12 protein-coding genes are annotated in these 14,406 nt (G+C 58.3%); 8 read left to right on the top strand and 4 right to left on the bottom strand.

Features of this window, described 5'->3' with window-relative positions; genetic code table 11:
• Positions 1-409 precede the first annotated feature (409 nt).
• Positions 410-3,508, top strand: coding sequence for a COR domain-containing protein (locus FKCLFG_RS14920; RefSeq protein WP_472613852.1), 3,099 nt, complete (start codon positions 410-412; stop codon positions 3,506-3,508).
• Positions 3,509-3,668: 160 nt separating this feature from the next.
• Positions 3,669-4,013 carry a hypothetical protein gene (locus FKCLFG_RS14915; protein WP_472613851.1) on the top strand — a complete coding sequence of 115 codons (345 nt, stop codon included), beginning with the start codon at positions 3,669-3,671 and terminating at the stop codon, positions 4,011-4,013.
• 83 nt (positions 4,014-4,096) lie between these two features.
• On the opposite strand, the gene FKCLFG_RS14910 is transcribed toward FKCLFG_RS14915, so the two are convergent.
• Positions 4,097-4,735, bottom strand: a complete 639-nt coding sequence (locus FKCLFG_RS14910; RefSeq protein ID WP_472613850.1) for a 1-aminocyclopropane-1-carboxylate deaminase/D-cysteine desulfhydrase — start codon at positions 4,733-4,735, stop codon at positions 4,097-4,099.
• A 162-nt stretch (positions 4,736-4,897) separates the two neighbouring features.
• Here FKCLFG_RS14910 and FKCLFG_RS14905 point away from each other — a divergent pair, with 162 nt between their 5' ends.
• Genes FKCLFG_RS14905 through FKCLFG_RS14895 form a run of 3 tightly spaced genes read left to right on the top strand, consistent with a single transcriptional unit; the run spans position 4,898 to position 7,163 of the window.
• Positions 4,898-5,704: a biotin--[acetyl-CoA-carboxylase] ligase gene (locus FKCLFG_RS14905; RefSeq protein ID WP_472615874.1), complete on the top strand. Its 807-nt coding sequence runs from the start codon at positions 4,898-4,900 to the stop codon at positions 5,702-5,704.
• 2 nt (positions 5,705-5,706) lie between these two features.
• Positions 5,707-6,492: a type III pantothenate kinase gene (locus tag FKCLFG_RS14900; protein WP_472613849.1), complete on the top strand. Its 786-nt coding sequence runs from the start codon at positions 5,707-5,709 to the stop codon at positions 6,490-6,492.
• Positions 6,486-7,163, top strand: a complete 678-nt coding sequence (locus FKCLFG_RS14895) for an SPOR domain-containing protein (protein ID WP_472613848.1) — start codon at positions 6,486-6,488, stop codon at positions 7,161-7,163. Before FKCLFG_RS14900 ends, FKCLFG_RS14895 begins: the two co-directional genes overlap by 7 nt.
• Positions 7,164-7,190: 27 nt before the next feature.
• On the opposite strand, the gene FKCLFG_RS14890 is transcribed toward FKCLFG_RS14895, so the two are convergent.
• Together FKCLFG_RS14890 and FKCLFG_RS14885 are read right to left on the bottom strand one after the other, a co-directional pair.
• A complete protein-coding gene (locus FKCLFG_RS14890; protein ID WP_472613847.1) occupies positions 7,191-8,315 on the bottom strand; it encodes a branched-chain amino acid ABC transporter substrate-binding protein in 1,125 nt (374 codons plus the stop codon).
• 198 nt (positions 8,316-8,513) lie between these two features.
• A complete protein-coding gene (locus FKCLFG_RS14885; RefSeq protein ID WP_472615873.1) occupies positions 8,514-8,711 on the bottom strand; it encodes a hypothetical protein in 198 nt (65 codons plus the stop codon).
• A 300-nt stretch (positions 8,712-9,011) separates the two neighbouring features.
• On the opposite strand from FKCLFG_RS14885, the gene argB reads away from it, so the two are divergent.
• The 3 genes from argB to slmA all read left to right on the top strand — a co-directional run bounded on the left by argB (position 9,012) and on the right by slmA (position 11,430).
• On the top strand, positions 9,012-9,935 hold the full coding sequence (argB, locus tag FKCLFG_RS14880) for an acetylglutamate kinase (RefSeq protein WP_472613846.1): 924 nt from the start codon (positions 9,012-9,014) through the stop codon (positions 9,933-9,935).
• A gap of 1 nt (position 9,936) precedes the next feature.
• Entirely contained in the window at positions 9,937-10,641 is a 705-nt protein-coding gene (locus tag FKCLFG_RS14875; protein WP_472613845.1) for a pyrimidine 5'-nucleotidase, read from the top strand.
• A gap of 213 nt (positions 10,642-10,854) precedes the next feature.
• Positions 10,855-11,430 (top strand): nucleoid occlusion factor SlmA, encoded by a 576-nt coding sequence (slmA, locus tag FKCLFG_RS14870; RefSeq protein ID WP_472613844.1) that lies wholly within the window; start codon positions 10,855-10,857, stop codon positions 11,428-11,430.
• Between the two features lie 9 nt (positions 11,431-11,439).
• Here slmA and FKCLFG_RS14865 read toward each other — a convergent pair whose 3' ends face one another.
• Positions 11,440-14,289: a bifunctional diguanylate cyclase/phosphodiesterase gene (locus tag FKCLFG_RS14865; protein ID WP_472613843.1), complete on the bottom strand. Its 2,850-nt coding sequence runs from the start codon at positions 14,287-14,289 to the stop codon at positions 11,440-11,442.
• Positions 14,290-14,406 lie beyond the last annotated feature (117 nt).

Genomic DNA, 14,406 nt, shown 5'->3' with positions numbered 1-14,406 from the left:
ATGATATTTTAAAGGATGCGCGTCACGCCATTTGGAAGGGGTTGATGCTATGCATCTGGCGTAATCGGAGGCTTGCCCGGATGGTGGCGCGCATAGTTTTGCGCAACTTCAAGCACGAAATTTTTCCCGGACTTGGAAACGCCATTCTTGGCTGCACTGATTTTCTGCGCATACAAATCGGCTACCGAAATTTGGTACACAGCATGACAAAGGATGCGGCACTACGATGTGCTGCTTTACAGCACCGCGCATGTCCACCGAATACCACGGTGCGTTTCTAGTATCAGTAGATTGAAATAGTTGCTTGACTGACATAATTACGAAGGTGGATACTCTGGCTCGCGTGGTTGAATGTTCTATCCACTGACCGGCTTCCATTGCTTATTACTATGCCAACAAGAAAAATCCGATGCCAGATACCGTCATGACTCTAGAGCAGCAACAAGCCTACAACAAGGCCCTGAAGAGAATTGAAGCCTGCCGCAAAAAAGGCGGCACTAGGCTCGATTTAAGCGGCCTCGGACTGACGCGCCTACCTCCGGAGATCGGCCGACTGACAGAACTGACTGAGTTTAACCTCGCCGGTAACCAACTGATCAGCCTGCCACCGCAGATCGGAAAACTGACAGCACTAAATGCGCTTTTCCTCTTCGGCAATCAACTGAGCTCGCTACCGCCGGAAATCGGCCAGTTGACAGCGCTGACGGCGTTTTACCTCTTTAATAACCAACTAAGCAGCCTGCCGCCGGAGATCGGCCAACTCACGGCGCTGACCACGATTTTCCTCTTTGACAATCAACTAAGTAGCCTTCCGCCAGAGGTTGGCCAACTCACGGCGTTGACGGCACTTATTCTCTTCAGTAATCAATTGAGCAGCCTGCCGCCGGAGATCGGCAAACTCGCGGCACTGACGGCGCTTAACCTCTCCAGCAATCAATTAAGCAGCCTGCCGCCGGAGATCGGCAAACTCGCGGCACTGACGGCGCTTGACATCGCCAGCAATCAATTGAGCAGCCTGCCGCCGGAGATCGGCAAACTCACGGCACTGACGGCGCTTGACATCGCCAGCAATCAATTGAACAGTCTGCCGCCGGAGATCGGCAAACTCACGGCACTGACGGCGCTTGACATCGCCAGCAATCAATTGAGCAGTCTGCCGCCGGAGATCGGCCAGCTCACGGCGCTGACGGCGCTTGGCCTCGCCAGCAATCAATTGAGCAGTCTGCCGCCGGAGATCGGCCAGCTCACGGCGCTGACGGCGCTTGGCCTCGCCAGCAATCAATTGAGCAGTCTGCCGCCGGAGATCAGCCAGCTCACGGCGCTGACGGCGCTTAACCTCGCCAGCAATCAATTGAGCAAGCTGCCGGGCTGGCTCAGGAATTTGCCACAGTTGAAGCGTTTGCTCCTTCATGGCAATCCTGCCCTTAAGCTCTCGCCCTCCGTGCTCGGACCGGATCCGCGACAAGCTGACAAAGGATGGGCCTCAGCGAAGTCGATACTGGATTTTTATTTCGGCACGCGAACAGGCAAGACCCGTCCCTTGAACGAAGTGAAGTTGATCATGGTGGGCCGGGGCGGCGCTGGCAAGACCAGCACGGTGCAAGCCTTGCAGGGCCTGCCGTTCAATGATGACGAAGTAAGTACGCCGGGCATCGCCCTTTGCGACTGGATCATGGACGGCTGCAAGAAGTCGCCAGTCACAGCGCATGTCTGGGATTTTGCCGGACAAGTGATCACTCACGCCTTGCACCAGTTCTTCTTCAGCGTGCGCAGCGTGTATGTGGTGGTACTCACGGGCCGCGAGAATAACGAACGCGATGATGCCGAATACTGGCTGCGCCTGATCAAGGCCTTTGGCACGGATGAGCAGGGCAACGGCCCGCCGGTAATCATCGCGCTCAATAAATGGGACATGCCCGGCTGCCGTCCCAAGGTGGACCGCAGCGCCTTGCAGGAACGCTATCCCTTCATCCGTGGTTTCGTGGAGATTGACTGCCAGTCAAACAAGGGCATCGCCAAATTGAAAACTGCCCTGTGCCGGGAGGTGGATCGCCTGAAATGGGTGCGCGAGCCTTTTCCCGAGTCGTGGGATGCAGTACGCCGCGCTCTGACCACCGGCCGTAAAAAGCGGGCGCATCTCAGTTATGCCGAATATCGTGCGCTATGTGCTGAACATGGGGTGAGGGATGAAGGGCAGCAGGATTCGCTGGCAGAAATTCTGCACCATCTGGGAGCCGCGCTGAACTACCGCAACGATCCCCGCCTGCGCGAGGCCACAGTACTGCAACCGGAGTGGCTGACAAAGAATGTCTATGGGCTGGTGCGCCGTGCAGAAAAACAGGCTGGTGTACTGACGCAGGCTGATGTGGATGTGGTGCTGCGGTCGGAAAGGGATCCAAAGATGCGCGCTTATCTGGTGCAGATTATGGAACGCTTCGAGATCGCCTACGCGCCACGTGCCAAAGACGAGAACGGCGGTGTCTGGCTGGTGCCGCAGGCACTGCCCGACCAGCAACCCAAAGGCGTGGCGGCCTTCCGCGCCGCCGCCGACACGACCCGCCTACGTTATACCTATCAGGCGCTGCCGGAAGGGCTGGTGGCACGTGCCATCGTGCGGCTGCATGAGTTTATCGAAGAGGTGAACGGAGATAAGCAGCAATGGGCCAGCGGCGTGATTCTAAACCGTGAAAATGCCCGTGCCTTGATCCGCACGGAAGCGCAGGATCGACAGGTAATGATCACCGTAACCGGACCGACCAAAGCCCGCCAGCAACTGGCTGGACTATGCCAGGCAGAGATGCGAGATATCCATGCGGAGATTCGCGGACTTGACCCGACCGAGGAAACGCAGGTTCAGGGCACATGGATGGCGACCGCGACTCTGGAATTGGACGAAAAAAATCGGAAGCAAACCGGCGTTCCTACAAAGGACCAGGGGACGGTGATGGTGGATCCCGCCGAGCCAAACAATGAGTATTCCGAAAAGCTCGCCCGCTCCGATGATGTTTGGAAGCCTACGGTTTTCATCAGCTACTCAAAGAGCAATGTGAACCAGCGCAAACGGCTGGAATCCGAACTTAAAATGCTGATGAACGAGGGTCTGCTGGCTGGCCTGTGGCATGACCGGATGATCGATCCCGGCGCCGACTGGGACGACACCATTCAGAAAGAACTAACAGAGGCTGACGTCGTAATCATTCTGGCCAGCAGCGCTGCGCTTTCTACAGACTACATCACCACACACGAAATCCCGAAAGCGCTGGAATTGCACAACGCGGACAAGACAGTAGTCGTGCCAGTGATTTTGGAGACGTGCCGCTGGACCAAGACCGCCCTTGGTGCCTTGAATGCCCTGCCGGAAAAAGGCAAAGCTCTGAACAAATGGATACCACGATCAGAAGGATGGAATAGCGTAGCAAACGGATTGGCGGCAGTATGCGAAAAGCTCATGAAAAAAGGTGGCGCCAGACTGCTGAAAGGGATGAAGCACCCTTCAGTGGTCAAATAGTTTTAATCGTATTTGGGTTTGTTTTGCTATTTTTAAAAGTCCGAAGCGGCTCTTGCGTCTCTTGCGGCCGTTGCCATCACCTTTTGATTCGCAAAACACTCGACTCTCACTACACAGCGCAGTATGGATATCTAGCATTCAAAATCACGGATTGCGCGCTTTGCGCGCAATCTACCGGCTGAATTTGGCATCGCTTATATTTCAAAATAGCACGAGTATAGTTAAAAACAGTGCCATTGCCGCATATAATAATTACGTTAATGAAAAATACACAAGCCGGTATCATGCAATTTCCGAGCGCGCCTTACGGCTTTTAGCGGTCATCCATCGGCGCAAATCCCCGCGCCCCTTGCAAGCCTCCGGTATGCACGGCGACGATGCGCTCATCCGGGCGGAATGCGCCCGATTGCGCCATCTGCCGGAGCGCATAAAACAGCTTGCCGGTATACACCGGCTCGATCGGGATTCCGGTTTCCTAGGCAAAATCAGCGCAAAACTGCCTTAATTCCGGCGGCGCCTTGCCGTAGCCGCCGTGATGGCAATCGGTCAGCAAGGTGTAATTGTCATAAGCCGGATAACCAGCCTGGCCTAACAGCCGCGCAATTTCCCCATGCAGATATTCGGCATTCTTAACACGGCAACGCCGATCACGCGCCCGTGCCCCTGCAAACCGGCCAGCAAACCCGCCAGCGTCGCGCCCGTCCCGCAAGCCACCATCATCGTATCGGGAATGAAAGGCAATTCGGCCACCAATTCCGCCACCCCGCGCACCGCTGCTGGCGCGCTGCCGCCTTCCGGCAGCCAGACATGGCTATCGCCTGCATCCGTGTCCACCGCCATCGCATGCCGGCGCCATTGCTCGGGGCATTCGCGCAGCGTCCGATAATCCGTGCGCGACACAAATGCAATCCGCATCCCGAGCTGCCGGCAATCCTCCAGCGTGGCAGTATTCACGCCTGCCGCGCCGCGCACCAGGCCCATCGTCGGCCAGCCCAGCAGCGCACCGGCGTGCGCCAATGCATGCAAGTGATTCGACCACGGCCCGCCCATCGTCACCAGCGTCGCGCCACGGCCGCGCAATGCCAGCAGCGGATATTTGAGCTTGCGAAATTTATTCCCGGACACATCGGAATGCAGCAAATCATCGCGCTTCACCCACACCTTGTAGCCGGCAAACAGCGGGCTGATGAGGGGCTGGCAGGGCGATGGCTGGTGGGGAAATGGCATGCAGATGGCCAATATAGAAAGAGGAGAACGGGATTGTAAGGCCGCAAGGCCGAACGGATGCAAGCTCGACACGCGATGGCTTGCACCCAGCCACGGATTGCGGCTTACGGTCTTGCCTTTCTTTGCTGCGCCAAACGCGCCACTGCCGCTACAATGCGCGGCATGGATATCTTGCTTTCACAATCACGGATTGCTGCTTTGCGCCAGGCTAGCGCGCAACAGGTCGCGGTCGAGGTGGTGGCCGAGACCGGCTCGACCAATGCCGACTTGCTGGCGCGGCTGGGCTGCTTGTCGTCGCCGGTGCTGCTGGCGGCCGAAAGCCAGACTGCCGGCCGTGGCCGCGCCGGGCGCAGTTGGCATTCGGCGCCGGGCGGCGCGTTGACGTTTTCGCTGGCGTGGCGTTTTGCGCTGCCGATTCAGGCGCTGCTGGGTTTGCCGCTGGCGGTCGGGGTGGCGCTGGCCGAGGCGCTGGCGCTGTTTGATGTCCGGGTTGGCTTGAAGTGGCCGAACGACGTGCTGAAAGACGGCAACAAACTGGCCGGGATTCTGGTCGAGACCGCGGCCGTGCCTGCTTCAAGACAGGGCGCGCAAGGCGGCACTTGGGCGGTGATCGGGATTGGCTTGAATTTGAGCGTGCCGGATCTCCTCGAAGCGCAGATCGGTCACGCGGTGGCCGATGCGCCATGGCTGGCGCGGCTGGATCGCAACCTGTTGCTGGCGGCATTGTTGAATGCGTTGACGGAGGCACTGGTGCAATTCGAGTCGGGCGGTTTTGCCGCTTTCGTGGCGCGCTGGAATGGCTTGCATGCGTTTGCCGGCCAAACGGTGGCAATTCTGGATCGCGGCCAGGTGGTGCAGCAAGGCGTGGCGATGGGAGTGGATGCCATCGGCCGCCTGCTGCTGGACACTGCCGCCGGCCAGGTTGCCGTGTTGGCCGGCGATGTATCGTTGCGTGTGAAGGAAAATTAAGCATGCTGTTATTGGTCGATGCCGGCAACACCCGGATCAAGTGGGCGCTGGTGGATGCTGCCGCGCAATTGGGCCGCTGGAGCGCCTTTGGTTCGGTCAGCCACGCCGAGATTGACACGCTGGCGCAGACTTGGCAAAACTTGCGGTTTTCGCGCGCGCTGTTGTCCAACGTGGCCGGTGCAGCATTGCGCCAGAGACTGGAGGCGGCTTTGACTGCGGCCGCTGCCACCACGCAGCCAACGCAGATCGCGTGGTTCGCTTCAACGCCGCAACTGGGCGGGGTCAAGAACGGCTATCGCGATCCGGCCCAGCTCGGCTGCGACCGTTTCGCTTCCGTGATTGGCGCGCACGCACTGTTTCCGCAGCAAGCCTTGATCGTCGCCACCTGCGGCACCGCCACCACGGTCGATGCGCTTGGTCCGGATGGGGATTTTGTGGGCGGGATGATCTTGCCGGGCCTGGGTTTGATGGCGCGTGCGCTGGCGCAAAACACCGCGCAATTGCCGCAAGTGGCACATACCTTATCGCTGTCGCAGACGTTTGCCGACAATACCGATGCAGCGATTGTGGCCGGTTGCCTGGCGGCCCAGGCTGGCGCCATCGAGCGCGCGGTGGCGGCCCATGCACAGCAGCATGCTGCTGTGCAGTGCGTGGTGGCCGGCGGCGCGGCATCGTATATTGCGCCGCAGCTGCGCGTGCCGCACAAAACCGTCGATAATCTGGTGCTTATCGGCTTACAAGTCGTGGCGTTGCAGGCCGCGGATTCGGATTCGGACCCATCATGTTGAAATTCATTTTCTGGATATTGTTGCTGGTCAACGCTGCGTTGCTGGCTGTTAACTGGAACATTTTCGATGCTTTGATGCCGGACGGGCGCGAGCCGCAGCGCATCCAGCGCCAAATCCATCCGGAACAACTGACCTTGCTTGCTGCCGGAGCCGCAGTTGCGGCGGCTGCGCCGGCAGCGGTGGCGGCCGAGCCTGCGCCGCCAGCCCTGATTGCCTGCACTGAAATCGGCAATTTCCCGCTGGCGCAGGCCAAGCGTTTTGAGGCGCAGACTGCGGAGTTGGCGCTGGGCGACCGGCAATCGCGCCGCAATGTGCGCGACATCGGCAGTTACATGGTGTATCTCCCGCCGCAAGGAGGCCAGGCCGGCGCGCAGAAGAAGGTGGCGGAGTTGCGCCAGCGCGGCGTGACCAATTTCTTCATCATGCAAGACAATCCCAGCCCCGATTTGCGCTGGGGCATTTCGCTGGGGGTATACAAGACGGAATCTGCTGCCAAAATCCTGCTGGACAAGCTCAGGCAGCAAGGCGTGCAGTCGGCCCGGATCGGCGCCCGCAGCGTGGCTACCGGCAACGTGATGTTTCAGCTGCGCGATCTGGACCCGGCCAGCAAAGCGGCGCTCGACCGGATTGCCGCAGATTTTCCGGAGCAGCAGTTGCGCAACTGCCAATAAGCCGATAGCCGCGTCTTGTCGGCATGTTTACAGCATGTTGCGTTGTTCGGTCAGCTTGCCGTTGATCGATTCAAAAATCACAATGGTGCCGTCACGGATGTCGCCTTTGTCGTCGAACGACAGCGAACCCTGGATCTTGCCGTTGAATGATTCCCTGCTGATTTCGGGCAGATACACTTTCGGGTTGGTCGAGTTGGCGCGCTGCATCGCTTGCGCAAACAGATGAATGCCGTCATAGGCCAGCGCCGAATAGGCCCCCGGTACGCCGAACCTGGTTTTGTACAGTTCGGTGAAAGCGATTCCGGCCGACAGCCAGGACGGCGGCACGCCCGCAATCGAGCAATAGAAATCGTTATCGCCGCTGCCTTCCGCGTTCTTGACGGTGGAGGCATCGCACATCGCATCGCCCACTACGTATTTGGCGCTGGAGCCAGCCTTGCGCAAGGCTTTCAGCAGCGGCATGCCGGCCGCTTCGTCGCCGCCGAAGAAGATAATGTTGGCCTTCGATCCGACGATTTTTTGCGCTAGCTGCGCGAAGTCGGTGCTCGCCCCAGTCACGCTGTCTTGCTGCGTGGCGATATTGGCGCTTTTGAGGGCCTTGCTCACTTCCGTCGCCAGCCCGGCCCCGAACAGGGTGCCGTCATCGACCAGGTACACCGATTTTGGGCGCAACTTCTTCTGGATCAGATGGCCCAGCGCGGCGCCTTGCTCAATATCGTCAGCGGTGATGCGAAATGCGGTCTTCAGGCCCATGCGGGTGTATTTCGGGTTGGTGGAAACCGATAATTGCGGAATGCCGGCGCTGGCGTACAGCGGTGCCGCGGCAATCGTCACGCCGGAGTTGAAGTGGCCGAACACTGCCGCAACTTTTGCATCGATCAAGCGCCCGGCGGCAAGTTTTCCTTCGTCCGGGGACGCCTTGTCATCTTCGATCGCCAGCTCGAAATGGGCGCGCTTGCCGTTGATCATGAAAAAATCCCGGTTCAGCTCGTCCACCGCCACTTCGGCGCCGTGTGCGATGTCTTTGCCGTACTGCGCCAGCGGCCCGCTCATCGGTCCGACCACGCCGATTTTTACGGTTACCTCGCGGCTGCAAGCGCCCAGCAGAGTGAGTGCGGCGATGATGCATGCGATGCGCTTGAATGGATTCATTTGTCCTCCTGATTGTGCGGATGTGCTTGTGATGATAGTGCCATTAGACATCTTTTGAGTGAAAAAATAGTGCAACCGGCTGCTGAAAAATTTTGCAACATGCTCTGGATATAATTTAAATATCAGGGGTATGCTGATAAAGCACCAGTTCTCCGCATTATTTATATCCGGATTAAAAAATACACATATATGTATGATTTACCGCGAAGTTTTTTCCAAGATTGTCGGCAGCCGCGGCAACGCCGCAACTGCCGTGTGGAGGCAGCTGGGGCAAAGGCAGGATGCGGGCGCCCCGGCGCTGCTTTCTGAGCCAATCGCACCAATCGCGCCGGCTGGCAAGGCTGGCAATGTGGCGCACCAGCACGGCGCCAGGTCCGCGCCATGCACGTCAACCATGCCGCACGCGAATGGCGCACCGCAGCGCATGCACTGGCTCATGATCCTGCCGCCAGCAGCAGTGTGTCGCGTATTTTCATCGATAAGTCCTTGAGTTAATTGGATGATATTCGTGTCAATTCAGCCTTAAATGCGGCCGCTGTGCCGGTATCTGCAAGGGGCCGCGCTGCCGGCACGATGCTACACGCATCAGTCCTCCGGCGGCGGAGCCTGGGTGCCTCGGCATGCGACATGCAATGCGCAATTGCGGGGAAAGATGATTTTCCCTGTAAAATCGCGGAAAATATTTCAGGACTTGCCATGACCGCTCTCACTAATTTTGATCTCCATCCCGGCGGCGATTTAAACGCTGTCGCGCCGGAAATCAAGGCCGAAATCCTCGCTGAAGCCTTGCCTTACATCCGCAAATTCCACGGCAAGACGATCGTCATCAAATACGGCGGCAACGCGATGACCGATGAGCGCTTGAAGCACGGCTTTGCGCGCGATGTGATTTTGCTCAAGCTGGTCGGCATGAACCCGGTGGTGGTGCATGGCGGCGGCCCGCAAATCGATAGCGCGCTGAAGAAAATCGGCAAGCAGGGCACTTTCGTGCAAGGCATGCGCATCACCGATGAAGAAACCATGGAAGTGGTGGAATGGGTGCTGGGCGGCGAAGTGCAGCAAGACATCGTGATGCTGATCAATCATTACGGCGGCCAGGCGGTAGGCTTGACCGGCAAGGACGGCGGCCTGATCCGGGCCCGCAAGATGCGCATGCCGGACAAGGAAAATCCGGGTCAATTCCTCGATCTCGGCTTCGTCGGCGAAATCGACGCGATCAATCCGGCGGTGGTCAAGGCGCTGCAGGACGACGCCTTCATTCCGATCATTTCACCAATCGGTTTTGGCGACGACGGCCAGGCTTACAACATCAATGCCGATGTGGTGGCCGGCAAGATCGCCGAAATCCTGAAGGCCGAAAAATTGATCATGATGACCAATATCGCCGGCGTGCAGGACAAGGCGGGCAATCTGGTGACCGATTTGTCGGCGCGCGAAATCGATGAAATGTTTGCCGACGGCACCATTTCCGGCGGCATGCTGCCGAAGATTTCATCGGCGCTGGACGCCGCCAAATCGGGCGTCAACACGGTGCATATCGTCGATGGCCGGATCGCCCACTCGCTGTTGCTGGAAGTGTTGACCGAACAAGCGTTCGGCACCATGATCCGCAGCCACTGATTTGCGCCACAGATCCGGGCCGTTGTGGCTGTTCGATCTCGACAATACGCTGCATAACGCCTCGCACGCGATCTTTCCCGCCATTAACGCCAACATGAACGCGTTCATCGCGCAAGTGCTGGGCAATGATGCCGGACCGGCCGATCCGGAGATCGTCAATGCGATCCGGATCGATTACTGGCGGCGTTACGGCGCGACCTTGCTCGGCATGGTCAAGCATCACGCGGTACGGGAAGCAGATTTCCTGCACGCCGCGCATTGCTTCGACGACGTCAGCGCGATGATCCGCGCCGAGCGCGGCCTGGCGCAACTGCTCAAACGGCTGCCCGGACGCAAGATATTGCTGACCAACGCGCCGTATCAATATTCGCGCGCGGTGCTGCGCCATCTTGGCTTGCACCGGCATTTTGCCGCGCATGTTCCGATTGAGTCGATGCGGGTGCATGGCAAGCTGCGCCCCAAACCGTCCAGCCTGATGCTGCGCCAGTTGCTGGCCCGGCAGCGCGTCTGCGCCGGTCGCTGCATTTTGGTGGAGGATACCGCGGCCACGCTGAAAGTCGCCCGCGCGCTGGGCATGCGCACCGCCTGGGTGACCCAATATCTGGCTGCGCCGAGCGCTCCCAAACGCGGCGCGCGCCCCGCTTATGTCGACGTCAAGGTAAAGTCGGTCCGGCAATTGCCCGGCCAGTTGCATCGTTTGCGTTGATGTCGGCACATTAAAGGTTAACGCAAGGGCGGCGGCAGCTTTGCAAGCGTATGATGTTGCTAGCGGAGTATTCTAAAAGCCGCAATAAGTACATGCGGTAAATAATTGTTTTTTTGCCATACTCCCGCTCTAACAGAATTCCCCAGAGGCTTTTGCGCAAACCGCAGATGCGCCTGGCGGCCTTGCAACAATGCATTTATTTTTTCCGAGAATATGGCAATAGTTAAATCCGGTGAGCGCAAGCTCCAAATACTGCAGACACTCGCGGCCATGCTGGAGCAGCCGAAAAGCGTAAAAATTACCACCGCCGCACTGGCCAGCCGGCTTGCTGTTTCGGAAGCGGCGCTGTACCGGCATTTCGCCAGCAAGGCTCAGATGTTCGAGGGCCTGATCGAATTCATCGAGTCCTCGGTGTTCGGCCTGATCAATCAGATCACCGAGCAGCAGGACGACGGGCTGTCGCAGGCGCAGGCCATTACCGTGATGCTGTTCAATTTTGCCGAGCGCAATCCGGGCATGACGCGGGTAATGATAGGCGAGGCGCTGGTCAATGAAGATGCGCGTCTGCAAGCGCGCATGAACCAGTTCGTCGAACGGATCGAACTGGCCCTCAAGCAATCGTTGCGCATTGCCGTCACGCAGGGCCATGCAAAGGAAGCGGAAGTGCCGGCGCGCGCCAACCTGATCGTCAATTTCGTCATCGGTGGCTGGCATCGTTTTGCCAAGACCGGTTTCAAGCAACTGCCGTCTGGCAGCTTGCAAGGGCAAATCACCTTGCTGCTGGTTTAACGGCTCGGCTCAGGCGTCTTCGGCCGGCAGGCTTTTGTTCTGCCGCAACAGCAGCTCAAAATCGTTGGACGGCACAGGACGGCTGAAGTAATAGCCTTGCATCTGGTCGCAATTGTTGCGGCGCAGATAAGCCAGCTGGGCCGCGGTTTCGACCCCTTCGGCGATCACATTCATCCGCAGGCTGTGCGCCAGCGAGATGATCGACACCACGATTGCCGCATCATCGGGGTCGATGGTGATGTCGCGCACGAAGGATTGATCGATCTTCAGGACGTCGATCGGGAACCGTTTCAGGTACGACAGGCTGGAGTAACCGGTGCCGAAGTCATCGATCGAGAGTTGCACCCCGAGCGCTTTGAGTTCACGCAGAATCCCGATTGCATGTTCGACGTCGGTCATGACCAGGCTTTCGGTGAGCTCGATCTCCAGATACTGCGCCGCCAGTTCAGTCTGCTGCAACACGGCAGCGATCGATTTGACTATATCGCGCTGGGCGAACTGGATCGCCGAGAGGTTCACAGCGACTCGCAAGTATCCCAGGCCGGCCAGTTGCCAGGCCCGGTTCTGGGCGCATGCGGTGTGAATCACCCAGGCGCCGATAGGCACGATCAGACCGGTTTCCTCGGCCAGCATGATGAACCGATCGGGCGCGATCATGCCCAGGGTCGGGTGCTGCCAGCGGATCAGTGCCTCCATGCCGACGATGTGCCCGCTGCGCAAATCCACTTGCGGCTGGTAGTGCAGCAGGAATTCGTTGCGCTCCAGCGCATTGTGTAAATCGCCTTCCAGCCGCAGCCGTTCCAGCGCCCGCGCATTCATGCTCGCCGCATACATCTGGATATTGTTGCGGCCGCTTTCCTTGGCGCGGTACATGGCGATATCGGCATGCTTTATCAGTATTTCCGGGTCGTCGCCATCGGTCGGATAGATGGCGATCCCGATGCTGCATTTTTGCTGGAAATTATGCCCATGGATCGACAGCGGTTGCGCGATCGTGTCCATTATTTGCTCAATTGTCGCCAGCGTCAGGCGTGCGTGGCTGCGTTCCTGCAGCACCAGCACGAACTGGTCGGCGCCCAGGCGGGCCACGGTATCGGATTCCTGCACGGCCAACTGGAGCCGGTTGCCAACCGCCTGCAGCAGCATGTCGCCCGCCTTGTGGCCCAGTGTATCGTTGACGAACTTGAAGCGGTCGAGGTCGACGGAGACCACCCAAACCGGATGCGCATGGCGCGCTCCATGGGCAATCGCCTGGCTTAAGCGGTCGTCGAGCAAATTGCGATTGGACAGCCCGGTCAAAACATCGTGGCCAGCCTGGAATTCCAGTTCAGCCTGATAGCGCTTGTTGGCCGTGATGTCATAGCTGGAAACCACGAAGTGGTGGACCTGGTCGGTGTCATCCTTGACTGGCGCGAAGTAGATTTCGACCCAGATCAGCGTGCCATCTTTGCGGTAATTGCGTACCACCGCATGGCCTTCACGCCGGCTTCGCACTGCTTCCTGGATATTCTTGATGCCGTCCTGCTTGCGGTCATCGCGAAACAGAAAACGCAAATTCCGCCCGATCACTTCGGCTGCCGTGTAGCCTGTCATGCGCTCAAAAGCCGGATTGACATATTCGATCGCATAGTCAGGCGCGGTCGCACTGGTGATGAAGATGGAGTTGGCGCTCGATTGCACCGCGCTTTCCAATATTTGCAATCGATGTTCGGTTTTTTCCCGCGCCGCGATATCTTCGTTGAGCCTTTGGTTCGAGAGCTGCAATTCAGCGGTGCGCAGGTTGACCAGCGACTGGATGCGCCTGGAGCGCGATGACAGCGTATGCACATAGGCCGCTGCGAGCACACTCAGCAGCGCGCTCATGATCAACGCATACAGCGCATTATTGTTTGTTTTGTAAAATGGCTCGGGAGCGGCTGCGACAGTCAGGTGCCAAGGGCTGCCGGCCACCTCTAGTTGCATGGCGACCGTTGCCGGCTGATTATAAAAAAGCCAGTGCGGCAATACGCGCTCAGGCCCCGACGCCGGCATGTCCTTGCTACCTTTGCGAAACGCAAGATATTTTTCGTCAGGCGAGGCATTGGCATACACGCTGATACTGATGTCAGCCGGGTTCATGAGTTGTGTTTTGGCGAGAATCTGCCCGATCAGGTCGCCGGCGCGAAAAGCCACCGCGGTGTCCCCAATCAACGCTTGCCGTCGCGCCGCCGCATCGTGCAGGCTGGCGTTATGCCGATACACCGGCATCAATACCAGGAACCCGCGCTGGTTGCCTTTTTCCTGCACCAGTCGATACAGGCCGGTGGCTGCCGGCTGCCCGCTGTCGACGGCGCGCTGCATCGCTGCCGCTTGTCCGCGCTGAGAATCGGCATCGAATCCGAACACCGCTTCATTGCCTTGCATCGGCTCAATGTAATCCACCACGCGATAATATGGTCTGGAGCGGGCAGTGATGCGCTCCTGGCCATTCGCTTCCATTATCGCGAAATCCGGATAGCGTTTGCGTATGCCGGCTTCGAAAGCCGGTCGTTCATCGTGGGAAATAATGCGATGGAAGTCGAAATTCAAAACATACGGATAGCGCTCCAGCAAGGGGCGGGTAAAGACTTGGAATTGTTCCCGGCTCACCGATTGGTTCGTTACGAAGAGTTGATTGATCGCGCGCAGCGCCATGATCGCGTTATCCAGTTCATTCTGGATGGTCTGCAAGTAAATTGCAGCATTTTGCCTGAAGCTGGCTTCTACCTTGTCATTCTCCAGATGCCGGCTGCTAACGAATAATATCGACGTGACAAGCAGTCCCGTCAGCAGGGTCAGCAGTGCAGGTACAAATGCAGAAAAATGTTTACGTTCAGACAAACTGTGTACTCCATTAGTGGCGCGCCACGTACAAGCCCTGGGCACCGATTGCCATAGGGTAATTCATTTGGTGAAAGGGGATAAGTTTAAACTCGAATTGTTACATTATCGCAACGC

It is taken from the genome of Gelidimonas denitrificans (assembly GCF_055694065.1).
This window is presented reverse-complemented; position numbering and strand designations above follow the sequence as displayed.